Here is a 22,384-nt window from a genome sequence, read left to right as displayed (position 1 = left end):
GGGCACAGCGCTATCTATCGGCTACACAGCCAAGTGGCTATTTCAACTCTTCAAAATCAACGTATTCACCGCCCTTGAAATCTTTCTCGCCGGCTTTGGCAGTTTTCGGTGGCACGTAATCGACGCGCACCTGGCCCGGTGCGGGCGGGGGCGACGACGGCCGGGGCTGCCCAAACGGCGCCTGCTGGCTAAACGCGTCGCCGTAGCGGCGGGCGTGCTTTTGCAGAAAGCGGCTCACTACAAAACGCAGTACCAACGGCACTACATAACGAACCAGGAAAAAGAAAACGAGGAGAAAAAGCAGGAATTTGCCCATCAATACAAAACGCCCGGCTATGCCGCCGTGGGGGTAGGTTGAAAGTAAAAGTCGGCCGTGACGGCGCTGGTAAGCTGCGCAGCCGAACACGGTACTAATTCCAAACGCTCGGAGAGCACAAATGGTTTATAGCCCAGACCTGCCAGTAAGGCTACCACCTTCTGGCGATTTTCCAGGCCGTTTAGCTCCGTTTGGATTAGGGGCTGAAAGCGGCGCAACGTGGCTTGCAGGTGCGCAAACACTTCTGATTCAAAACCTTCCACGTCGCACTTCACGAAGTCGAGGCGGGTGAGGTCGCGCAGGAGTTCGTCGGGCACGCGCATGGGCACCTCGTAGGTGCGGGCGTAGTGCTCGTGGGGGTTGCTGCTGGCTACTTTGGTCATGCCGTGGTGCAGCAGGCCGTGGCGCTCAGGCGTGCCCATTTGCACCATCTGGTTCTGGCCGCCCAGGGCGTAGGGTAGCAGCGTCAGGTTATCAAACCCGCTCAGCTTCACGTTTTCCTTCCAGATAGCCTGGAAATCGGGAATGGGCTCCACGGCCAGCACCCTACCCTCTTTGCCTACCAGCCGCGACAACGCCACGGAGTAATACCCTAGGTTGGCCCCAATATCCAGGCAAACGAAGCCCGGTTTTATCAGCTGTTGCAGGAAAAACAGCTCCGGGTACTTCTTTTTGCCCCACCCCGCGCCCACCAGCCGCAGGTACACGCGACTCACCAGACGAATGTAGCGCTCGAAGCCCAGCGCCCGCACCAGCAGTTTACGGAGTTGTTTCATCACGCCGCAAAGATGCCGGAAAGTGCCGGAACGTCAAGGCTACGCGCTACCACTCCCCAAACCGCACACACTATGCTTTGTGGCGCTTGGGTTTGCGCTTCTTGGATTTGTGGCTTTTGCTCCACCACCGCGATACGCCGGCTGCCACCACGCCGCCTACCAGGTACCACGCTACCGTCATGGCTTTGGTTTGAGGTGTACGGTTGCTGGGGGCTTCGCCTAATCCCATTGGGCCGGGCAGCACTACCCCGCCTACCCCGGCGGCCGCGCCCAGCGCTACACCGCGCCACCACGCACCCTTGCCCCTACCCACCAGGCTGTAATACAAACCATTGCTGAGTAAGTCGCCGGCTAAGGTGAGGTAGTAAGCCGATTCCTCGTCGGGTTGGGGTGCATCGGCTTTGCCTAACAGCTTGCGCAGGCCTTGCTCGCCGAGTACATCCATGCGGGGTGCGTCGGCGGGGCGCAGGTGGCGCACGGCTTCGTGTAGTAGGTTCACCGCCACGGCACCGGCCAGGCCGCTGCCAAGGGCCTGCACGAGGGCAGACGGTTTGTTTTTCTTCATGAGCTAAAAAGAGGTTAGCCGTGTCCGCAAGGTGATGCGGTACGGGTATCTTTCCAACGCCAAACCACAATCTGGGGTTGTATCGCTCTTTTTCGCACGATATCCAGATTTTTTGACCCTGCGGTTTGTGTAGTTTCTGAACGTCTGGCTATCTTTGCAGCCCTTGGTAGCGCCGGATACCTCGGAAACGCCTTCTTAGCTCAGTTGGTAGAGCAGCTCATTCGTAATGAGCAGGTCGCAGGTTCGAGTCCCGTAGAAGGCTCTCAACGCACAGCGCCCCGATGAAAGATTTCATCGGGGCGCTGTTTTTTTGTGCGTATAGCAAGCGTCTACTCAATTACCGTGTCGCCGGCCAAGCCGTTTCGGTAGCTGGTTACGGGCTGAAACTGCGGGTCAATCTCCGTGCGGTTGGCACTACCCCAGGGGCGGGTGCTAGTAACGGCATCGTACGACGAGTCATCTGTGTCAGCGCCGCTGTTCTGCGCACGCCACGACAGCCAGCCAATGCCGCCCAACAGCAGAGCACCGCCTACCACTTTTTGGGTGGTGCTCAGGCTGCTTACTTGGTCTACGGCTTTGTTGCTCCACTCCTTCACTTGCTGCGGCAGTTGGTTGACGCCTTCAATCCAGGAATTGCGCGAGCGGGGTGCAGGGTTTGGGCTTAGGTCCAGGTCCTGGGCTGGGTTGGATTCGTCGTTGCGGTAGCTACCGGGGTCGGTGTGGCTACTGGTACCCGTAGAAACGGTACCGGCCGAAACGCCCGATGTGGACGAGGTGGAAGTGCTATATACGGGCTGCTGATTGCGGGTTTTGTTTGCCATAAGTGAAATAGATCGTAAGCGAGTGAGAGAAGCACGCAATGGCTGAGCCACTACGCGGGCAGCGACCTTGGGCTGCCTTCTTTTTTCGTAAAACCCTTACGTTTAGTTGCATTAGTAGCTCGATTACTGGCCGCCCCTACCCAACCTCGACTATAACTCTGCTTCAGCTAACGTAGTATGATATCCTGTTGCTACGCCCTAGCGCTGGCATTTCCCTCAACCATCCGACTACCTTATTCTCATGGCCAAAGACCCAAATTATTCTGTTGCGCTTGTTACTGGTGCCGCTAGTGGCATTGGGCAAGAACTCGCTCATCTCTTTGCCAAAGACCAGTACCAGTTGGTGCTAGTCGACCAGAATCCCGGCGGGCTGCAAGGCTTCGCGGAGCATCTACAGAGTAAGCACAACATCACCCCTACCCTCATCACGCAGGATCTGAGTGCCCCCGGCGCCGCTCAGCGCGTGTATGATGAGGTGCAAAGCAAAGCCTTACAGGTAGATATTCTGGTGAATGACGCTGGTTTCGGCTTGGCAGGTCCATTTTTAGATGCCGACCTCAACCGCAGCGTTGGCATTATCAATACCAACATAACGGCACTGGTAGAACTCACCTATTTATTTGGGCGCGACATGAAGGAGCGCGGCAAAGGCCGAATCTTGCAACTGGCGAGCTTGGCCTCTTTCCAACCGGGTGCCTTACTGGCAGTCTACAGCGCCAGCAAAGCCTTCGTGCTGTCTTTCTCCGAAGCCCTCACCGTGGAGCTGAAAGATTCCGGCGTGACAGTAACGGCCCTCTGCCCTGGCGCTACCGAAACGGAATTCTTTTACACGGCCCATGCCGAGCATACCGAAGAAGGCCAAGGTGAAAAGGCTGACCCCAAAGATGTAGCCGCAGACGGCTACAAAGCCCTGATGAACGGTGAAACCCGCGTTATCTCGGGCGTGAGCAACAAACTTCTGGCAGCCATGACCAAGGTTATTCCCGATACGTGGCTGGCTCTTAGCAACCAGAAAAAGTTTGAGCCAATAGAATAGGCTACCCTTCTTTTCTTACCAATGCCGCCCTACCTCCGTGGGGCGGCATTTTTTATGTAGCTCTTATTAGGTTAAGGGCTCAAGCTACACCTCACCTGCACCTTTGTGCGAGTGGGCGCGCGAGGGCACGGGGCGGCCGTTGGCGTAGAGGTGCGCTTCCTGGTCGCCGGCCACGCGGGCTTCGGCTTCGAAGGGGATATTGTAGTAGCCGTGGCGTAGCCAGTCGCGCAGGTAGCGGCGAAGGAACCCTACCCGGCCATACTGCTGGTACTGCCGGATGTGGCACATCTCGTGCGCCACCCAACGCGGGTCGCGCAAAAATTCCTCTTTAGTAGCTCCACTCAGATGAATGGTGCCGCCTAATACCATGGCCACGCTACGCGATTTGAGCACCATGCGGGCGATGCGGGCGAAAGGAGAATTTTCGATAACGGGCGCTACTTTCATGTGTAAAATTTGGGCAGGTTTATACGGTGTATAACCCAGCGTAGTTTCGTATTTTATATAATTTTTTAGCTTATCCATTGAATTTAACCTATAAAGCGGGAATAAAATACCGGCTTTACTTGGATAGCTCCTCTATTACGGCTTAGCTTTAAAAATCTGGTATCCTAGAAATATCGAGGTTTTATCAGTCTGACTACTCCTTTTTGCTTCTTTATTTCCTGCTACACGGCAGCCCTTTCTTATCGAAGTACCCTACTACTGCTAGCGCGCCTTTTTCCGTATCGGCCGCAGCTTTTCGCCACCTCTACGACGGACAATGAACAACAGAATTCTGTATTGCCTCGCCGCTGCCTCGATGGCCCTTTCGTTTTTCTTTGAGCGTACGCCCGAAACGAACAATTCGGCTCCTATAGTAGCTCAAGCCTCGCTCCTCCCCGACTTTTCCGGTTTTGCAGATGGCACCGCGCTGCCTGCTTTCGCTAACGACTCTGTGGCCTACGCCCACTACGAGCAGAAGCTCGGCGTATCGCTCGACCGTACCGAAGACAAAAACCTGCTGGAAACTGTGCTCGATTGGCTGGGCACGCCCTACCGCTACGGCAGCAACTCCAAGCGCGGCACCGACTGCTCGGGCTTCGTGACGCGGGTGTTTAAGGAAGTATACGGCATCACCCTACAACGCAGCTCGCGCTCCATGTTCCAGAATGTGAAGCACGTAGACAAAGACGAAATGCAGCCCGGCGACCTGGTGTTTTTCCGTCGTGGACCGGGCCAGCCCATCTATCACGTAGGCATCTACCTCAACGATGGTAAGTTTGCCCATTCTGCTACCAATGGCGGTGTGATGGTTAGCTCTCTGAAGCAGGCGTACTACCAGCGCAACTTTTACGCCGCTGGCCGGGTAGCCCTGAACTAGCGCAACTGCTTCCTTTCCTATGCTTCGAAAGCCCCGTTCCCACGAACGGGGCTTTTTTTTACCTTCGTTTCAGCTACAACTATTTCCGGTTGATTTAGTATGTAGCATCGGCGGCTGTCTATAACGGCATCAGCTTTCTATTTTCTTTTACGCTCCTACCCTATGGCTACGAAAGCACCTAAAGGCGAACACGTTGCTTCTTCCCCGTTCTTCAAGAAGTTTCTGGGCAAAGCCGAAGAATACCTGAGTAAACCCCTGCGCATCAAACAGCTCCTGAATGATGCCTACCAGAAAGCCCGCGAGAAAAACGAGCTAGGAAGCCTGGCGCACGAAGCCTGGGAAACTGTGCAAACGCTGATTCGGCTGGTGCGCTCGGCTAGCACGGGCGAATACACGGGCCTGCCGGCTTCTTCCATCTTGGCGGCTGTGGCCGTGCTTATCTACTTTCTGAGCCCCATCGACGTGATTCCGGACTTTATTCCGGTGATTGGTCTCCTCGACGACGTGGCTCTGATAGCCTGGTTCACCTCCACGCTCAAGGAACAGCTCGATAAATTTGCGGAGTGGGAAAAAACTCGTCCGGTGGTGGTAGAGGATAGCCCCGCAGCTACTGGCTTCAGCGCAACGGTGGATAATTCAGCGCGCGTGCAAACGCCGGCTCAGGCCGCACCAGCCTCCGCCCACGAGCCCGCACAGGAAACTCCCGAATCAGCTAAAAAAGCTGGTACAACCGACTTAAGCGACGATGCCACGTCCAGCTCGCCCACGCAGCCCGACGTAGCGGCTACTACTACCAGCAGCAGCCGCCAGCCCAACATCGATACAACTGCTACGGGAGGCAACATTCGGTAGGCGGTAAGCCCCTACCCTTTGCTAACAAGAAAGGCCCGCAACACTGGTGTGTTGCGGGCCTTTGTGCATGTATGGCCGCTATATTAAGCAGCCTGACTGGCCGTTTCGGGCGTATGCTCGGCTACATAAGTCACGAAGTCGCTTACGGTAGTGAGCGGTACCTCATCGGGGATGACGATGTGGAAGCTCTGCTCCAGGGCCAGAATGATGTTGACTACATCGAGTTGGTCGAGGCCCAGCTCGTGGTTGAGACGACTACGCAAGCGAACGGGGCGCATAGGCCGGCGCTGGCTGACAATGCGCAACACTTGCTGCTCGATGGATTTAACGGCTGGGGTAGTAGTAGGTAACATAAAGAAAGAGAAAGAAACACCGCAGTTCCAGCAACCGGCAGCGGCCAGGGCCATTTCCTGCCGGCTGCTACCCTTGCGAGAAGAGTAACAGCCGGCGAGGTTTGTTATGCTGGCGTGAAAATACTGTGAAATAATGATTACGCTTCGGCCAGCACCGGTGGGCGAGCGGCCCGCACCTCCTCCGCATCGGCCGGCGCCTCGCGCGGAGCGTCGGGGTCGACGCCCGTGAGCTTGGCCCGTAGCCGCTCGTTGAGCAGGTACATAACGGGGACTACCAACAGGGTGATAATGGTTGCAAACACCAACCCGAAAATAATTGTCCAAGCCAGCGGCCCCCAGAACACCACCGATTCTCCGCCGATAAAGAAGTTGGGGTGACCCGAGTTGAACAACTCGTAGAAGTCGATATTCAGACCAATAGCTAGCGGGATCAGGCCCAGCGTGGCGGCCGTGGCCGTCAGGATTACCGGGTTCAGGCGGGTGCGGCCGGCCAGAACAATGGCTTCGCGTAGCTTCATTCCCTGCGAGCGGAGCATGTCGGTGAATTCTACCAACAGAATACCGTTTTTCACCACAATACCAGCCAGAGCAATAATGCCTACCCCCGTCATTACGATACTGATGTTCATGCCCGTGATAGCCAAGCCCAACATCACCCCGATTACGGAGAAAATAATTTCCGTGAGGATGATAATCGGCTTGCTCACCGAGTTGAACTGCGTAACCAGCACCAAGAAAATCAGGCCGATGGCGCCGATGGCCGCAATGCCCAGGAACGAACTAGTTTCCTGCTGGTCTTCCTGCGCGCCACCCATTCGGATGGTGTAGCCGGGCGGGGTAGGGAAGGATTTCAGCGCCTGCTCGATGTTGCGCACCACGTCGGGGCCGGTGAAACCACCCAGCACGTTCGAGGAAATCGTAATCACGCGCTTGGTGTCCTTGCGCTTGATGCCACCGTAGGTAGTACCGTACTTCACATCAGCCACCGAGGAGATGGGCACCTGGCGTACTTGGCCCGTCGCGTCGCGGAAGGTAAGGGGCGAGTTCAGGATGGCATCTACGTCGTTGCGGTAGGGCTCGGCGTAGCGTACCTGAATCGGGTATTCATCATCAGGTGTTTTGAATTTGCTGGCTTCGAAGCCGTAGATGGCCGTGCGCACTTCGGAGCCAATCTGGGCCGTGCTGATGCCCTCGCGGTTGGCACGGGTACGGTTGATGTCAACGGCAATTTCGGGGTTGCGGTCTTCCAGGTTAGAGCGCAGCTGCTCGATGCCGCCAATGTTGAGCGAGTCGACGTAGCGCGTTACTTTCTTGGAGAGCTTGGCGAGGGTAGGATAATCATCACCAGCCACTTCGATAGCAATTTCCTTACCCACGGGCGGACCGCTGGCTTCCTTGTCCACCGAAATTTCGGCACCCGGAATGCCTTTCACCACCTCCCGGATCTTATTCATGTACTCACTGGTGGCCGGTCCGGTCCGCTCGCTGGTTTCCTTGAACGCCACGCCGATCTTCGCCAGGTTGGACTGCGACACGCCAGTAGCCGTAGCTTCGCCAGGGTCGCCGGCACCGATGGCCACGTTGGTAATCACCGATTCCACATCGTGGTTGTTGCGGCCAATCACGCCGTAGATGCGGCGCTCTAGAATGCGGGCCACCGAGTCCGTTACCTCTACCCGTGTGCCCACTGGCATCTTCAGGTAGGTGTAGATGAATTTGGGGTCACCGCTGGGGAAGAATTCCACCTTGGGCGAGCGGGCGCCCACGGCGAAGAACGCCACTACAAACAGCACCAACATGCTTACCATAATGGCTATCGGCCAGTTGAGTGCCCAGCGTACCAGGCTTTGGTAACCGTTTTGGAAGCGGGGCAGCACTTTCATCTGGAAGCCGGCAATCAGCTTCACCAACACGTAGTTGTTCAGGAAAATGAAGGCCAGCAGCGTCAGCATTAGGTTGCCCAGGAAGGTAGAGCCGCTGAGGTAGCCAATGACCGCAATGACTGCCACAGCACCAATCGACAGCTTAGCCAGCGTAGACAACTCGCGCCAAGCTACCACCTTGCCGCCGTGGTTTTCCTCGCGCTCCATAAACGACACGGCAAATACCGGGTTCATGATGAAGGCCACGATGAGCGACGACATCAACGTAAGAATCAAGGTAACAGGTAGGTAGAACATAAACGAGCCCACAATACCTGGCCAGAACATCAGCGGCACGAAGGGTGCTACCGTCGTCAGGGTACCGGCTAGTACGGGCACGAACACCTCGCCGGCAGCATACTTAGCGGCCTGGGCCGTGGTCATCTCAGGGTGCTCGTGCAGCAGACGGTGCGTGTTTTCAATTACCACAATGGCGTCGTCCACCACAATGCCCAGCGCCAGCAGGAAGGCGAAGAGCACAATCATGTTCAGCGAGAAATCCAGGGTAGGCAGCAGCACGAAAGCCAGGAACATCGACAGCGGCACCGACAAGCCCACAAACAGGGCATTGGTGGTGCCCATGAAGAACATCAGAATCAGCGTTACCAGCAGGAAGCCGATGATAATGGTGTTGATCAAGTCGTTGAGCGTCACGCGGGTGTCGTTCGAGGTGTCGCCCGTCACGGTGATGGTCAGCTCCTTGGGTAGGGTCTGCTCGGCATCGGCAATAATCGTTTTAATTTTATCCGAAGCTTCAATCAGGTTTTCACCCTGACGCTTTACCACGTTCAGCGTAATGGCGGTTTTGCCATCCAGACGAGCGTAGGATTCGCGGTCTTTAAAAGCATCGGTCACCGTGGCAATATCGCCCAGGCGAATAGCCGAACCGTTCAGGTTTTTGATCTGGATATCGGCAATGTTGGCGGCGTTGGCGTACTGCCCAGCCACGCGCACGGCGCGTTTCTGGTCGCCCACGTCCACCGAGCCACCCGAGATGGTAATGTTCTCGCGGGCAATGGCGTTGCTGATGTCGGTGAAGCTGAGGCGGGAAGCGCGCAGGCGGTTCAGGTCCACATCTACGTTCACTTGCTGCTCCAGGGCACCCACAATGTCTACCCGCGTAATTTCGGGTAGGGCTTCAATCTTGTCCTGAAAGTCGTCGGCATAGCTTTTCAACTGGCTCAGGGGCAGGTTGCCGGCCAGGTTGATGTACATAATTGGCTGTTCGGAGATATTTACCTCCTGCACCGTGGGCGGGGCCGGCAAGTCGTTGGGCAGCTCAGAGCTGGCTTTGTCCACCGCGTCTTTAATGAGCTGCTTGGCATACTGCACATCCACACCCGAGTTGAATTCTACGTCCACAATGGCGTAGTCCTGGTTGGAGGTAGAGTTGATTTTCTTCACCCCATTCACGCTCTTAATCTCCTTTTCGAGCTGGCGCGTTACCAGGTTTTCAATGTCCGTGGGTGAAGTGCCGGGGTACACCGTGGCCACGATGATGCGCGGAATCACGATATCCGGAAACTTCTCCTTGCCGAGCTTGATGTACGCAAACACCCCCGCGATACACAAGATCAGCGTGATGATGTAAATACTCGTCTTGTTATTGATGGACCAACTGGTGGGCCCAAATTCTTTTTCTATATCCTGCATGGCTTTCTTTAGCTGTTAGCTGCTAGCTGTTGGCTAATAGCTTTTGAAGTAGAAGACAGACGACTAATGAAGCCGTGTAGCATCTTTATTTCTTCTTCTAGAAGAGTAGGAAGTGGATGGTCTGGTGGCAGTTCAATAAACCCTAATTGGATAGCCGCGATGAGTTGCGTATCAAGTTCAAAGCAAGAGCCTAACGCAATTTCCAGAAAGTGCTTATACTCCAATTCGCTGGTGCGACTACTACCTTCGGCTATGTTTGACGGAATTGAAATGGCCGTCCGCGTCATCTGACTACGCAAACCGTACGTTTCCTCGCGCGGCAACTGACGGGCTACCTCGTACGCAAAGCCTACAATCCGTAGCCCTTGCTGCCAAACCCGCAATTCCTTATAATTTTTCATTTACGTAGCTTTTCGCTTACACTTATGAAGCTAATAGCTAACAGCCAGCAGCTATAAGCTAACTATTTGGCCGGGGTTTAAATTCTGATAGCCCGCTGATACTACCTGATCATCCGCTTTCAAACCGCTGGTTACCTCCACTTTACCGTTGTAAGTGGCGCCGGTTTCGATAACGCGCTTGGCAGCTATTTTCTGCTGGCCTTTATTTTCTACCACGTACACATAGCTATTCTGCTCGTCGCGCTGCACCAAGTCTACGGGTAGCACGGTAGCGTTCTGGCTGTTATAGTTCTGAATGCGTACGGTGGCTACCATGTTGGGGCGCAGCTTCACAGCGGCTGAGCTATTCAGGCGCAGCTCAATAGTGAATGTGCGGCTGGTGGGGTTGATGATGCTGCTGACCGTACGCACCGTAGCGGAAATATTCTCCTCGCCCATGTCGGGAATGCTTACCAGGGCTTTGTCGCCGGGCTTGATGTTGTTGGAGTAGGCTTCCGAGATGTCGGCCACAATCTTGCCGCTACTGCCGCTGAGCAGGCGCACCACCGGCGAACCAGGTCCCGACGACTCCCCTACCTTGGCCGGCACGTCATCCACGGTGCCTGCGAAGGGCGCCCGCACGTTGTACTGGTCGCGCTGCCGCTGCTGGGTGGTGAGGTTATTCTTGAGCGCCTCATAGTTGTTTTTGGCCTGCAAATACTGCACTTCGGTCCCGATTTCCTGGTCCCAGAGGCGCTTCTGCTTTTCGTAGATCACGCGGGCCAAGTCCATGCGGGTGCGCAGCTCAGCAATACCGGATTCCAGCACAGCCGCGTCTAGGGTAGCCAGAATCTGGCCTTTGCTCACCCGGTCGCCGCGCTGCACGCGGATGCTGGTGATAGTGCCCGGCGCCCGCGGCGACACGTTGGCATTCTCATCAAAATCGGCCCTACCCTGCACTTCCAAATAGCTGGCAAAGTTCTCGGGCTGCACATTAAGTACTGATACGGGCACGGCCTGCGCGGCCGCGTTGGCTTCTTTGGCGCCGGTTTTGGCTTCCAAATCCGCAATTTTAGCCTGAGTGGCGGCTTGCTCTTTTTTGAGTTCCGCCAACCGGGCGGCCGGGTCTTTGTCGCCCTGACCGCAGGACGTAGCTAGTAAGCTGATAGCTAGTAGCTGATAGCTGATAGCTTTGAAAGAGGAGCGTTTCATATGGGATGAAGGAGAGTATTCTAGAAAAAGCCAACAGCTAACAGCCATTAGCTAACAGCTTATTTAGTGTACAGCGTGCCGCTGGCTTTGTCGTAATCGACTTTGGCGACCAACGCATCATAGAGTGCCGAGTAGTAGTTGGTTTGGGCCTGGCGCAGGTCGGTTTCGGCCGTAATCAGCTCCACGTTGGAGCCTACCCCCTCCTGAAACTTGATTTTGGCTACCCGTGCTACTTCCGTAGCCAGGTCCAGGTTGGCGCGCTGGTTGGCCAGCACATCCAGGTCGTTTTGCAGCGTGGTCTGGCTCTGAGTGCGTTGTAGGTCAATGCTCTGTTGCAGGGTAGTAAAGCCCGTATTTACCTGCTTCAGCGTCAGCTTAGCTGTTTGCACCTGGTACTTCTTGCGGAAACCATCGAAAACCGGGATTTGCAACTGCAAGCCCACATTGCCGAAGGCAAACCAGTTCTGGTTGGGGAACTGCGTCTTTGAATCTATCGAACCTGCTCCGCGGAACTCCATTAAGGTAGGTAGCGAACGGGCCGAACCCAAGAAGCCATAGGCACCAATTAGGTTGAGGGTGGGCAAGTAGCCAGCTTTCTGATTGCGTACGTCTAGCGCAGCCAGGTCGCGTTGGGTTTCCAGCACCGAGTACTCAATGCGGTTTTGATAGTTGAAATCAGCATCAGCCTGAACAAGACTCTGCTTTAGGCGCTCGGCATCCAGCACGGCCGTGCTCAGCGAATCGGTGAGCTGCACGGGTTGGCGCTGATCGAGGCCCATCTGGAACTTCAGCAGCGCCACGCTCAGCTCAATCAGGCGCTCGGCGTTTTGCTGCTCAATGCGCAGGTTGTTGCGCTGCACTTGCAGACGCTGCACGTCCAGCTTCTCAGCAAAACCAGCTTCAAATGTCTTCTGGGTCTGATAAAGCAGCGTATCTAGGCGGGCCACGTTGCGGGACAGCAAATCTAGCCGTTGCCCGGCCACCAGCGTGCTGTAGTAGGCTTTCGACACCTGCTCTACTACATCAATTTCGCTTTGCTTGGTCTGCTTTACCGACAACTGCTGATATACTTTAGCGGCTTTCAGCCCCAAGAGGTAGGAACCATTGAACAGCTGCTGCGAAGCCGAGGCCGAGGCGTTGCCCTGCCACTGAAAGCCCAACGATAGTGCCGTAGGCGGCGCCGGCACGTAGGGGTCGTAGGTAGGCGGTAGATTCACTACTTGCCCGTTTTGTGCGCTTGCTACCGCTTCTGGCGTGAGGGCAGCACCAGTTAGTGGACCTTGTCCACCACCAAAAGCGCCGAAGTCAACCAAGGAGCGTTGCAGCTTGTAATTGTCCGTTATGGAAGAAGACACATTTATCTGCGGCAGGCCCTGCGACTTTACCTGTCCTACCTGCGCGGCGGCCAGCTGCTGGTCGATACGCGTAGACTGGAGCGTGGATTTATTCTTGACGGCGTAGTCGATAGCCTGTGGCAACGACAGCGCCATGGGAGCAGTGGTGGCTACGGGCTGACCAGTGGCCGGTGTTTGAGCCAGTAGCTCGTGCAGACTCAGGAAACCCAGCACTGCAAGTAGCAGCAGTAGGCGGCAAATGTTTTTCATATAGGAAAAGAGCGAGGGAACACTTGGGAGAGGCTACTCGACCTCTGTTAGTTGCCGGTATTGGTTGATGAGCTTATGACCTTTCAAGGAGGAAATGCCGAGTAAAAAATGCTCCAGGCATACCGTGTGCAGCTGAATCAGCTCAAACTGCCGGTTCGGAAAAATATCGGGGTTGAAGCATAAGTCTATTTCCGCCAGGCGCAGGCGCCCCAGCACGGCCAAGTCCAGATCTGCGCGGTACACGCCTTCAGCCATGCCCCGCTCCAGATTTTCAATTATTTTTTGCAGTAAGAAGGTCTTTTTATGCTCTTCAAACAGCGCCCAGGCCTGCGGGTGGTATTTCTGCAAATCGTAGAAGATGCTGGGGTGCAATTCACTCAGAAACTGTCGGTGCCACTGCATCAATTGAAACATTTCTTCCAGTGCATTCGCAGCGCCTTTGGTAGGGACTTCGCAGGTTGACTCCTCTACAAGGTGCTGCTGGATGGAGGTCTGCACAATCTCATCCTTGTTGCTGAACCATTTATAGAGGGTCTTTTTCGACATGGCCAGGTGGTTGGCAATGTCATCCATTGATACGCTTCGGACGCCGTTACGCATAAACAACTCCCTGGCAGCGTGTAATATCCGGTCTTTCGTTTCCATACTCACGCTGCAAAGGTACATCGGAAACTTTAATTGATTCCAAAGTTTCCATCTGTTTTTTTCAGCAACTCCTTCTATTGCCGGTGCAGACGTATAGCGCCGCGCAATATTTTACCCTCACTATACTTTTTTTCACTGCGCGCTCATATGCCCTGAGTCTGGCGAGGGCCGTATCTTGGGGCCTTCATTTCTATTCCTTGCTTTTCCTATGAAAATCCGAACTGGCTTCGGCTACGACGTTCATCAGCTTCGGGAGGGCCTACCCTTCTGGCTTGGTGGTATTCAGGTGCCGCACACGCACGGCGCCTTGGGCCACTCCGACGCCGACGTGCTCATCCACGTTATCTGCGATGCGCTGCTGGGTGCCGCCAATCTGCGCGACATCGGCTTTCACTTTCCCGACACCGACCCACAGTATAAAGGCATTGACAGCAAGCGCCTGCTGGCCGAAGTAGTGCGCCTGCTACGCGAGAAAAGCTACCAGATCAGCAACATCGACTCTACCATTTGCCTGGAAGCGCCTAAGGTAAATCCGCACATCCCGGAAATGCAGCGCGTGCTGGCCGAGGTGATGGGTATAGCCGAAGAGGACATCAGCATTAAAGCCACTACCACCGAAAAGCTGGGCTTTGTAGGCCGCCGCGAGGGTGTAGCCGCCTACGCTTCGGTGCTGATTATGCAGCAATAGGTCGTCATTTCTCCCGTTGGTCGAAATGACGACCCATCGAATAACGTTCTGCTAAAAACAAAATCTCCAAGACCCAACGAATGAACAAACCCTCTCTCCTAACCCTGCTGCTGGCAGCGTGCTGCACAACGGCCAGCGTGGCGCAGCAGCCTAAGAAAATTAAAGTAAAGCACAAGCGCGGCGCTCAGACCGAAGCCCCCACCACCCCGCCCCAGCAATCGGCCCCGCAAACGGTGCTGTCCGCCGGCTCCGACCTGGCTGCTACCTACGCCCAGACCATTACGCAGGAAGACTTGCGCAAGCATCTGAGCATCATTGCCTCGGATGCGTACGAAGGCCGCGAAACCGGCGAGAAAGGCCAGAAAATGGCTGCCGAATACATAGCCAACCGTTTCAAAGAGTTGGGGCTGACAGGCCCCGTGCAGGGCTCCGACAATCCCTACCTCCAGCACTTCACCATGGAGCGCAGCACCTGGGCCGACGGCGCTACCCTGAAGGTGGCCGGTCAGACCTACCAGTGGCTCCAGGATTTTTACGGCATGGGTACCTCGCCCTTCCAGCAGGAAACTACGGTGCAGCCCGTGTTTGTGGGCTACGGCATCGAGCAGGACGACTACTCCGACTACACCGGCCTCGATGTGAAAGGGAAAGACCTGATTATGTTGATTGGGGAGCCCACCAACACCCAAAATCAGCCATTGCTAGGCAAAGACGGCAACCCCAGCAAGTGGGGTACTGATTACCGGGCGAAGGCGGCACTAGCTATCCAGAAAGGCGCCCGTAGCGTGTTTTTCGTTGATTTCAACCCCAACAGCAACTTCCAGAAGCTAGCGGCGCGCATGGCGGGCTACATCAATCGGCCTAGCATTGCTTTCAAGGATGCCCAGAAGACGCCGCGTGCTACCATGTTCTTTGTGTCGCCGCAGGTAGGGTACAAGATGTTGGGCACTACGGCTGCGGCCGTTACCAAGTATCAGCAGAGCATCACCAAGGCGGGCAAACAGGTGGTGGCGCCCTTCAAGCCCACCAAATTCAGCATTAAAGCGCCCCGCAAAACCGAGGATTTCACTACTGAAAACGTGCTGGGCTACCTCGAAGGAACTGACAAGAAGGACGAGTTGCTGGTGCTCTCGGCTCACTACGACCACATCGGCATCACGAATGGCGAGGTGAACAATGGCGCCGACGACGATGGCTCGGGCACGGTATCGGTGCTGGAAATGGCAGAGGCCTTCACCAAGGCTAAGGCAGAAGGCCATGGCCCACGTCGTAGCATTCTGTTCCTGACCGTAACGGGTGAGGAAAAAGGCCTGCTGGGCTCGGAGTACTACACCGACCACCCCGTATTCCCGCTGGAAAGCACCGTAGCCGACCTAAACACCGACATGGTGGGCCGCACCGACAAGGAGCACGAAGGCCAACCTACCTATGTGTATGTGATTGGCTCAGACAAGCTTTCCTCGGAACTACACACCATTTTGCAGGAGGAAAACCAGAAGCACGACAACATCAACCTGGACTTCCGCTTCAACGACCCACAGGACCCCAACCGGTTCTACTACCGCTCCGACCACTATAATTTCGCTAAGCATAAAATTCCGGTAGCCTTCTTCTTCAACGGCGTACACGACGACTACCATGGCGCTGGCGATGAAGTCGATAAAATCGAGTTTCAGAAAATGGAGCCCCGCGCCCGCTTGGTGTTCTACACGGCCTGGGACCTAGCTAATCGGGACAAGCGGATTGTGGTAGATTCCAACAAGCCGTAGTTTCATTCGTTGGATAACTGTCATCCTGAGCTTGCGAAGGACCTTTTATATAAGCACAAGTCGTTGTTGTACTTGCTGTTCATGTGTGAGAAGGTCCTTTGCAGGCTCAGGATGACAGCTATTTTCCCTTTTCCCTCTTCAGCACATGAAGTTCACCCAATTCCTCACAGACTCCGAGTCGAAAGCCTTTGACCTGGAGCACCGCCGTAAGATTCGCTTCAACATTGGCAAGTACAACGCGGCCGTGCAAACCGGCCTCGGCTTTTACCAGGACCACGAGTTGGCGCGGGAGCGGGCGTCCTACCTCAAGGCCAAGGTGATGAATCACTTGGACGAGTATCTGCTGGAGTTTGAGCGCAACTTCACGGCGCGGGGCGGCAAGGTGATTTGGGCGCAAGATGCGCAAGAGGCCCTACTAGAAGTAGGCAAGATCATGGCCCGGCGCAAGGCCCGCACGGTGGTGAAGGCCAAGAGCATGACCACCGAGGAAATTCACCTGAACGACTTCCTCGGCAAAAACGGCATCGACTCTATCGAGACTGACCTAGGCGAGTACATCGTGCAGCTGAACGGCGAGCGGCCCTACCACATCGTAACGCCGGCCATGCACTTGAGCAAGAAGGACATTGCCGATATTTTCGTGAAGCACTTAGGTATTGAGCACACCGACGATGCCCAGCAACTGGTGCTCACTGCCCGCCACCTCCTACGCGACAAATACACGCAAGCAGAGGTAGGCATCACTGGCGGTAACTTCCTGATTGCGGATACCGGCGCCGTAGCCGTGACGGAGAATGAAGGCAACGCCCGCTTGTCGGCCACTTTTCCACGCACACACATCGCCATTGTGGGCATCGAGAAGATGATTCCGAAGCTCCAGGACCTGGATTTGTTCTGGCCCCTGCTCAGCACAAGCGGCACTGGTCAGCAAGTGACGGTGTATAACACCATTTACACAGGGCCGCGCCAGCCGTTGGAAAAAGACGGCCCCGAGGAAATGTACGTGGTGCTACTCGACAACGGCCGCACCAACCTACTGGCCCAACCCGACAAGCGTGAAGCCCTGCACTGCATCCGCTGCGGCGCCTGCCTCAACGTGTGCCCGGTCTACAAAAACATCGGCGGCCACACCTACGAAACCACGTATTCTGGCCCCATTGGCTCCGTTATTTCGCCTCACTTATCGGGCCTCGCTGAAAATAAGCACTTAAGCTACGCCAGCAGCCTGTGTGGGGCCTGTACCTCGGTGTGTCCGGTAAAAATCAACATTCACAACCTGCTACTCAAAAACCGGCAGCAGAGCGTACAAGAAGGTATGGCTGATTCGGAAGAAACCCGCGCCATCTACTTCTGGAAACTGGCAATGCTGAACCGCCGCCTACTAAACCTGCTACCCGCTCGTGCCAAGAACTGGGCCCTGTTTCGAATGCTGACGCTGGTAGGCTGGAACAAGCGCCGCGAGGCGTTGGAGGTAGCACCTAAGTCGTTTAATAAGATGTGGCGAGAGCGGCGGTAAGCCTTGCTAGCGCCTACCCTGCTTCCTCGTCCGGTAAAATCTGCACGTCCTGCACCAGCACCATTCGTTCAATTTCGCGGCCGCGGGTGGTGTTGGCTAGGCCGCCCAAGGCGGTTTCCTTGTAGCGGGTTTCCATGCTTTGGCCTACCTCGCCCAAGGCCGCTACACACTGATCTACGGGGATTACTGGGTCGACGCCAGCAATGGCAATCTGGGCCGAGCTGAAGGCAATGGCCGCTGCCGAAGCATTGCGCACCACACAAGGCACTTCCACCAGCCCTGCCACCGGGTCGCAGACCAGGCCCAACATACATTGAATGGTGATGGCCACGGCCGCAAACACCTCGTCTACCGAGCCGCCTAGGCAGTACACGATGGCGCCGGAGCCCATAGCCGCCGCGCTACCCGTTTCGGCTTGGCACCCGCCCACGGCACCCGCCAACGAGGCATTCTGCTCGATGATAAGCGCAATGCCCGCCGCTACTAGCAGGCCCTCTAGTATCTTCCGGTCATCTAGCTGGTGCTGCTCTTGCAACGTAACCAGCACTCCGGGCAAAATGCCCGAGGCGCCGGCCGTAGGCGCCGCCACTACCCTACCCATGCACGAGTTCACCTCTTTGGCACCCAGTGCCCGCGTCACGAGCTGTTTGAACTCGGGCGAGAGTACCGTGACCGGCGAAGCGGCAATCTTACGGGCGCCATTGTTGACCATGCCCGAACGTGACACCATGTTTTGTGTCAGGCCGGTTTGCACGGCGTCGCGCATCACATCGTAGGCGCGTTGCAGCCCCGGCCAGATATCCGCTTCGGCACGGCCTTTTTGCTCTATCTCGTAGGCCAATACGGGCTGAAAAAGGGCCTCGCCAGTTGCCTCGCAGTGCGCCTGCCAGCTGGCAAAATCAGTGAATAGGAGCGACATGCGTTGGAAATGACAGGTTATGGAATAGCTAATACTTGAAATTGGGTAGGCGGCAGTATTTTCCGATTATCGCCTACATCCTGCACTACAAAATTCAACAGAATTTTCCGTCAAAAACAGAGAGCAGCCGGGTTTCGCGGCTGCTCTCTGGGGTAGGGCACGAAGCGCGGCCGTTAGACGGCTGTTTCCTTGGCTTCTACTAGTTTGATAGAAGCCGAATTGATGCACAGGCGTAGGCCGCTCGGAGCCGGGCCATCAGGGAAAACGTGGCCTTGGTGCGCGTCGCATACGTTGCAGAGCACTTCCACGCGCACCATGCCATAGCTGGTGTCTTTCTTATACTTAATAGCGCTTTCTTCTACAGGCTGGGTGAAGCTGGGCCAGCCAGTACCAGATTCGAACTTCGTACGCGAATCGTAGAGCGGGGTGCCGCAGCACACACAGGCGTAAAGGCCAGCTTCGTGCGCCTCGCAGTACTCGCCCGTGAAAGCGCGCTCGGTGCCGTGCTCGCGGGTTACGTGGTACTGCTCGGGAGTGAGCTGCTCGCGCCATTCAGCGTTGGTTTTCTCTACCCGACGGGGCGGGGTAGGGCTACCGTGGTTGGCCAGCCGGATAACATCGTTCCAGGTTTGCATATGGATTGGTTTTGAAGTTCAGGACAGAATATACAGGTGAAAACGCGGAACACAGGCTCGAAGTTTATTTTCGGCTCACCACGGGGTCTTTTTGTCCGTAAGATGCAGGATAGTACTTCTGCCCTGCCTTCTACTCCCTAACTCTATGAAAATCCTTAGCGCCAACCAAACGCACGCCGCCGACCAAGCTACTATCAAAACCGACCGCATTTCCTCTCTTGACCTCATGGAACGCGCCGCTACTGCGCTGGCTGATTGGCTGATGAACCGCCTCTCACCCACCGAAGCAGGCGAAACGCACCTACTGTGCGGCCCCGGCAACAACGGCGGCGACGGGCTGGTGCTGGCACGACACCTACACACAGCGGGCTATCAGGTGCGCGTATGGCTTTTACCCACTGAGAAGCGTTCGGCCGACTGCCAAGCCAACCTCGACCGACTACCCGCCAACGTACCACGAGCCGAGGTAGGGGAAGACGCCCTCCCTACCCTACCCGACGGGGCATTAGTAGTAGATGCCCTGTTTGGTACAGGGCTTAGTCGACCGCTAGAAGGAGTGGCCGCCGCGCTGGTTCGCCACCTCAACAAGGCCAAAGTCCGCGTGCTGTCGGTGGATATTCCCTCCGGACTGTTCACCGACGCACCTCAACCTGCTGATAGCGTGATTGTGCGAGCCTACCACACCGTCAGCTTCGAGCTACCCAAGCTGGCCTTCCTCCTACCCCACCATGCCGAGTACGTGGGCCAGTGGCATTTGCTACCCATCGGCCTCGACACAAAATTTCTCGCGAAAGCGAAAGTTGACCAGTATTTCGTAGACGCCGCTTTTGTAGCGGGTAAGCTGCCGCGTCGTGCTATGTTTTCGCACAAGGGTTTGTATGGTCATGCGTTGCTGCTGGCGGGTAGCAAGGGAAAAATCGGAGCCTGTGTGCTGGCTACGCGGGCTTGCTTGCGTAGCGGGGTAGGCTTGCTTACGGTACGTACGCCCAGTATAGGCTACGATGTGCTGCAAACTTCGGCACCGGAAGCCATGGCGTTGGTCGACCCCAATCAGGAGCACCTTACAGAGCTGCCCTCGCTGAAATCGTACGACGCTGTGGGCATAGGGCCGGGCATGGGACAGGAAGATGCCACGAAGGCCGTATTGGAACAGTTGCTACGAGAGGCTGGTGAGCAGCACATAGCCCTGGTATTAGATGCTGATGCGTTGAATTTGCTAGGAGCAAACCGCGAGTTGCTCGACTTACTTCCGCCCGATACGGTGCTCACGCCCCATCCTAAGGAATTCGAACGCCTCACAGAGCCCGTCCGCGACGACTACCACCGCCTGGAGCTGTTGCGCAACTTCTGCCAGAAACACCGCTGCTACTGCGTACTGAAAGGCGCCTACACTTGCCTCGGCACTCCCGATGGCACCCTATATTTTAATAGTACCGGTAGCCCTGGCATGGCCAGTGGCGGCTCCGGCGACGCTCTCACGGGTGTGCTCACCGCCCTACGTGCTCAAAGCAACCATCTTAGTTCTCTCGATGCCTGCCTGCTAGGCGTTTATGCCCACGGCCGTGCTGGCACACTAGCTGCCGAGGCGCTAGGCGAAGCCGGCAGCCTCGCCCACGACCTTATCGAAAATCTAGGAGTGGCTTTTGAAGAGTTAACTGCACCAGAGGAGTGGTGAAGTGGGAAGATGATGAATGAAAAACTCACCATCTCACATCGCCCAGTACACCGCCAAGAAATACACAATCATAACGCCATCCGTAAGCAGGGCGAAGTAATAATCTGGGCGTGTTTCGTCGGCATACCAGATAACGGCGGCAGCCAGAGCAGCTGGCAGCAACAGCAGCATGCCTTGACGCAGGGTGATGTTGTGGGGGAGTAGCACGCACGATATCAGTAACGCCGCCAGTGCTATCCATTTGGTGGCGCGCACGCCAAATACCCCCGGAAATGTGTAGGTGCCCGTGAGGCGGTCTTTGGTATAGTCACGGATGTCGAAGACGAAGGCTAGCGCTAGAATCAGGAAGAAGCGGCGGGCGAAGAGCAACTGCAACTCGGGCGTGCTGAGTGGGATACCCAGGTACAGCGCCGGCACCCACACCGTGACAGCGGCCCATACATAAGCAATTAGAAATACCTTGAGTAGGGGTAGGTCGCGCAGGGCACGCCATTTCCCCCGCACCCGCACCAAGGGTAGGGAATACAGTACCGAAATCAGGGCTAGGTGCGCCAGAAAGCCGATTAGATGCAGCCAGCCGTCGTAAAAAAACAGAGCACCGGCCCCAGCCAGCGACACCAGGGCCAGCCCAAACAGCTCGCGCCGGTGTTGCCGCATCCAGAGCTTGCGCTCCGAGAGCACCAGCTTCTGGCTGTATTTGTAAGGTAATACACTATCGAGATTATAGAGAAAAAGCGTCGCCGCGAAAATCAGACCCGCCAGCCGGGGCGGAATGTGCACCCGCCAGAACAAAAACGACGCCCACGTAAGCGCCACGGCTGCCAGCGCCAGCCACGTGCTGCTGTACAGCACTGCATTGGTAGCGCGTTTCAGCGTGGCGGGCCAGGTCGGCGCGTGGGTAGTGGAGGAGTCGCGCATGCAAAGAGAACGAAGAGCTGGCGGCAAGATAAGGCCCCGTAGTCCGACGGCGAGGTAGGGCCAAGCATAATGGCGTACAACAAGAAACCCACCGGTAGGCCGGTGGGTTTTGTAAGTATAGCACGAACAACAGTTGGTACTACGCTTTGGTCGAAGTTTCAGCTACTGAATCGGCCGCGACATTTTCTTTGCTAAACGTGGTATTATACAGCGTGATGCTTTCTTCAATGATGCGGTAGGCCTGCTCGCGGCCCATGAAGCGCTCCACTGTTACTTGCTTGTGCTCCAAGGCCTTGTAGTCTTCAAAGAAGCGTTGCATCTCCAAAAGCATGTGGGGAGGCAGGTCTTCCAGCTCGTTGAAGTGATTAACGGAAATGTCGTGGGCAGCTACAGCAATGATTTTGTCGTCTTCCTCGTCGCCGTCAATCATTTGCATCACGCCAATAACTTTGGCTTCTACCACGCACATGGGCACTAGGTCTACAGAGCACAGCACCAGAATATCGAGCGGGTCTTTGTCGTCGCAGTAGGTCTGCGGAATGAATCCGTAGGCGGCGGGATAATGCACAGCCGAGAACAGCACGCGGTCTAGTTTCAGCAGGCCGCTATCCTTGTCCAGTTCATATTTTGCTTTCGAACCTTTGGGGATTTCGATAATGCCGTTTACCAGCGTCGGGGCATTTTCGCCGCGTGATACGTCGTGCCAGGGGTTAAACTTAGCCATTGAGGGTAAAAAGTATTTAGTAGGGAATTATGCAGTGATGGG

22 protein-coding genes and 1 tRNA gene are annotated in these 22,384 nt (G+C 55.9%); 8 read left to right on the top strand and 15 right to left on the bottom strand.

Annotated features, from left to right (window positions below):
- Positions 1-37 precede the first annotated feature (37 nt).
- From F1C16_RS19545 to F1C16_RS19535, 3 genes are all read right to left on the bottom strand, one after another.
- Entirely contained in the window at positions 38-316 is a 279-nt protein-coding gene (locus F1C16_RS19545) for a DUF4834 family protein (protein ID WP_185282268.1), read from the bottom strand.
- Positions 317-333: 17 nt separating this feature from the next.
- Positions 334-1,092, bottom strand: coding sequence for an FkbM family methyltransferase (locus F1C16_RS19540; protein ID WP_185282267.1), 759 nt, complete (start codon positions 1,090-1,092; stop codon positions 334-336).
- 70 nt (positions 1,093-1,162) lie between these two features.
- Positions 1,163-1,657, bottom strand: coding sequence for a hypothetical protein (locus tag F1C16_RS19535; protein ID WP_185282266.1), 495 nt, complete (start codon positions 1,655-1,657; stop codon positions 1,163-1,165).
- A 189-nt stretch (positions 1,658-1,846) separates the two neighbouring features.
- Here F1C16_RS19535 and F1C16_RS19530 point away from each other — a divergent pair.
- Positions 1,847-1,919: transfer RNA gene (locus tag F1C16_RS19530), tRNA-Thr, on the top strand.
- A 67-nt stretch (positions 1,920-1,986) separates the two neighbouring features.
- On the opposite strand, the gene F1C16_RS19525 is transcribed toward F1C16_RS19530, so the two are convergent.
- The gene (locus F1C16_RS19525) at positions 1,987-2,478 is read right to left on the bottom strand and encodes a hypothetical protein (RefSeq protein WP_185282265.1); all 492 of its coding nucleotides are present in this window, start codon (positions 2,476-2,478) and stop codon (positions 1,987-1,989) included.
- 241 nt (positions 2,479-2,719) lie between these two features.
- Here F1C16_RS19525 and F1C16_RS19520 point away from each other — a divergent pair, with 241 nt between their 5' ends.
- A complete protein-coding gene (locus F1C16_RS19520; protein ID WP_185282264.1) occupies positions 2,720-3,514 on the top strand; it encodes an SDR family oxidoreductase in 795 nt (264 codons plus the stop codon).
- An 84-nt stretch (positions 3,515-3,598) separates the two neighbouring features.
- Here the strand turns inward: F1C16_RS19520 and F1C16_RS19515 are convergent, their stop codons facing one another.
- Complete coding sequence (locus tag F1C16_RS19515; protein ID WP_185282263.1) at positions 3,599-3,961, bottom strand: hypothetical protein; 363 nt, start codon at positions 3,959-3,961, stop codon at positions 3,599-3,601.
- 316 nt (positions 3,962-4,277) lie between these two features.
- On the opposite strand from F1C16_RS19515, the gene F1C16_RS19510 reads away from it, so the two are divergent.
- Both F1C16_RS19510 and F1C16_RS23410 read left to right on the top strand, forming a co-directional pair.
- Positions 4,278-4,877, top strand: coding sequence for a C40 family peptidase (locus tag F1C16_RS19510; protein ID WP_185282262.1), 600 nt, complete (start codon positions 4,278-4,280; stop codon positions 4,875-4,877).
- Between the two features lie 162 nt (positions 4,878-5,039).
- The gene (locus tag F1C16_RS23410; protein ID WP_185282261.1) at positions 5,040-5,729 is read left to right on the top strand and encodes a YkvA family protein; all 690 of its coding nucleotides are present in this window, start codon (positions 5,040-5,042) and stop codon (positions 5,727-5,729) included.
- An 83-nt stretch (positions 5,730-5,812) separates the two neighbouring features.
- Here the strand turns inward: F1C16_RS23410 and F1C16_RS19500 are convergent, their stop codons facing one another.
- The 6 genes from F1C16_RS19500 to F1C16_RS19475 form a co-directional block, all read right to left on the bottom strand.
- The gene (locus F1C16_RS19500; protein WP_185282260.1) at positions 5,813-6,082 is read right to left on the bottom strand and encodes a phosphopantetheine-binding protein; all 270 of its coding nucleotides are present in this window, start codon (positions 6,080-6,082) and stop codon (positions 5,813-5,815) included.
- A 137-nt stretch (positions 6,083-6,219) separates the two neighbouring features.
- Positions 6,220-9,657 carry an efflux RND transporter permease subunit gene (locus F1C16_RS19495; RefSeq protein WP_185282259.1) on the bottom strand — a complete coding sequence of 1,146 codons (3,438 nt, stop codon included), beginning with the start codon at positions 9,655-9,657 and terminating at the stop codon, positions 6,220-6,222.
- Between the two features lie 8 nt (positions 9,658-9,665).
- Positions 9,666-10,058, bottom strand: coding sequence for a four helix bundle protein (locus F1C16_RS19490; protein WP_185282258.1), 393 nt, complete (start codon positions 10,056-10,058; stop codon positions 9,666-9,668).
- A 51-nt stretch (positions 10,059-10,109) separates the two neighbouring features.
- Positions 10,110-11,249 carry an efflux RND transporter periplasmic adaptor subunit gene (locus F1C16_RS19485; protein WP_185282257.1) on the bottom strand — a complete coding sequence of 380 codons (1,140 nt, stop codon included), beginning with the start codon at positions 11,247-11,249 and terminating at the stop codon, positions 10,110-10,112.
- Between the two features lie 59 nt (positions 11,250-11,308).
- Positions 11,309-12,853 (bottom strand): TolC family protein, encoded by a 1,545-nt coding sequence (locus F1C16_RS19480; RefSeq protein WP_185282256.1) that lies wholly within the window; start codon positions 12,851-12,853, stop codon positions 11,309-11,311.
- 33 nt (positions 12,854-12,886) lie between these two features.
- Positions 12,887-13,498, bottom strand: a complete 612-nt coding sequence (locus F1C16_RS19475) for a TetR/AcrR family transcriptional regulator (protein ID WP_185282255.1) — start codon at positions 13,496-13,498, stop codon at positions 12,887-12,889.
- A gap of 208 nt (positions 13,499-13,706) precedes the next feature.
- Between F1C16_RS19475 and ispF the strand changes: the two genes are divergently transcribed.
- The 3 genes from ispF (at position 13,707) to F1C16_RS19460 (ending at position 17,471) form a co-directional block, all read left to right on the top strand.
- Positions 13,707-14,186 (top strand): 2-C-methyl-D-erythritol 2,4-cyclodiphosphate synthase, encoded by a 480-nt coding sequence (ispF, locus tag F1C16_RS19470; protein WP_185282254.1) that lies wholly within the window; start codon positions 13,707-13,709, stop codon positions 14,184-14,186.
- Positions 14,187-14,266: 80 nt separating this feature from the next.
- Positions 14,267-15,955 (top strand): M28 family peptidase, encoded by a 1,689-nt coding sequence (locus F1C16_RS19465; protein WP_185282253.1) that lies wholly within the window; start codon positions 14,267-14,269, stop codon positions 15,953-15,955.
- Between the two features lie 145 nt (positions 15,956-16,100).
- Positions 16,101-17,471, top strand: coding sequence for a LutB/LldF family L-lactate oxidation iron-sulfur protein (locus F1C16_RS19460; RefSeq protein ID WP_185282252.1), 1,371 nt, complete (start codon positions 16,101-16,103; stop codon positions 17,469-17,471).
- Between the two features lie 13 nt (positions 17,472-17,484).
- Here the strand turns inward: F1C16_RS19460 and sdaAA are convergent, their stop codons facing one another.
- Complete coding sequence (gene sdaAA, locus F1C16_RS19455; protein ID WP_185282251.1) at positions 17,485-18,390, bottom strand: L-serine ammonia-lyase, iron-sulfur-dependent, subunit alpha; 906 nt, start codon at positions 18,388-18,390, stop codon at positions 17,485-17,487.
- A gap of 173 nt (positions 18,391-18,563) precedes the next feature.
- A complete protein-coding gene (gene msrB, locus F1C16_RS19450) occupies positions 18,564-19,025 on the bottom strand; it encodes a peptide-methionine (R)-S-oxide reductase MsrB (protein WP_185282250.1) in 462 nt (153 codons plus the stop codon).
- 145 nt (positions 19,026-19,170) lie between these two features.
- Between msrB and F1C16_RS19445 the strand changes: the two genes are divergently transcribed.
- Positions 19,171-20,700: an NAD(P)H-hydrate dehydratase gene (locus F1C16_RS19445; protein WP_185282249.1), complete on the top strand. Its 1,530-nt coding sequence runs from the start codon at positions 19,171-19,173 to the stop codon at positions 20,698-20,700.
- A gap of 33 nt (positions 20,701-20,733) precedes the next feature.
- Here the strand turns inward: F1C16_RS19445 and F1C16_RS19440 are convergent, their stop codons facing one another.
- Positions 20,734-21,618: a UbiA family prenyltransferase gene (locus tag F1C16_RS19440; RefSeq protein WP_185282248.1), complete on the bottom strand. Its 885-nt coding sequence runs from the start codon at positions 21,616-21,618 to the stop codon at positions 20,734-20,736.
- A 139-nt stretch (positions 21,619-21,757) separates the two neighbouring features.
- Positions 21,758-22,342 (bottom strand): inorganic diphosphatase, encoded by a 585-nt coding sequence (locus F1C16_RS19435; RefSeq protein ID WP_185282247.1) that lies wholly within the window; start codon positions 22,340-22,342, stop codon positions 21,758-21,760.
- Positions 22,343-22,384 lie beyond the last annotated feature (42 nt).

Source organism: Hymenobacter sp. NBH84 (assembly GCF_014217645.1).
GTDB classification, from domain to species: Bacteria; Bacteroidota; Bacteroidia; order Cytophagales; family Hymenobacteraceae; genus Hymenobacter; species Hymenobacter profundi.
This window is presented reverse-complemented; position numbering and strand designations above follow the sequence as displayed.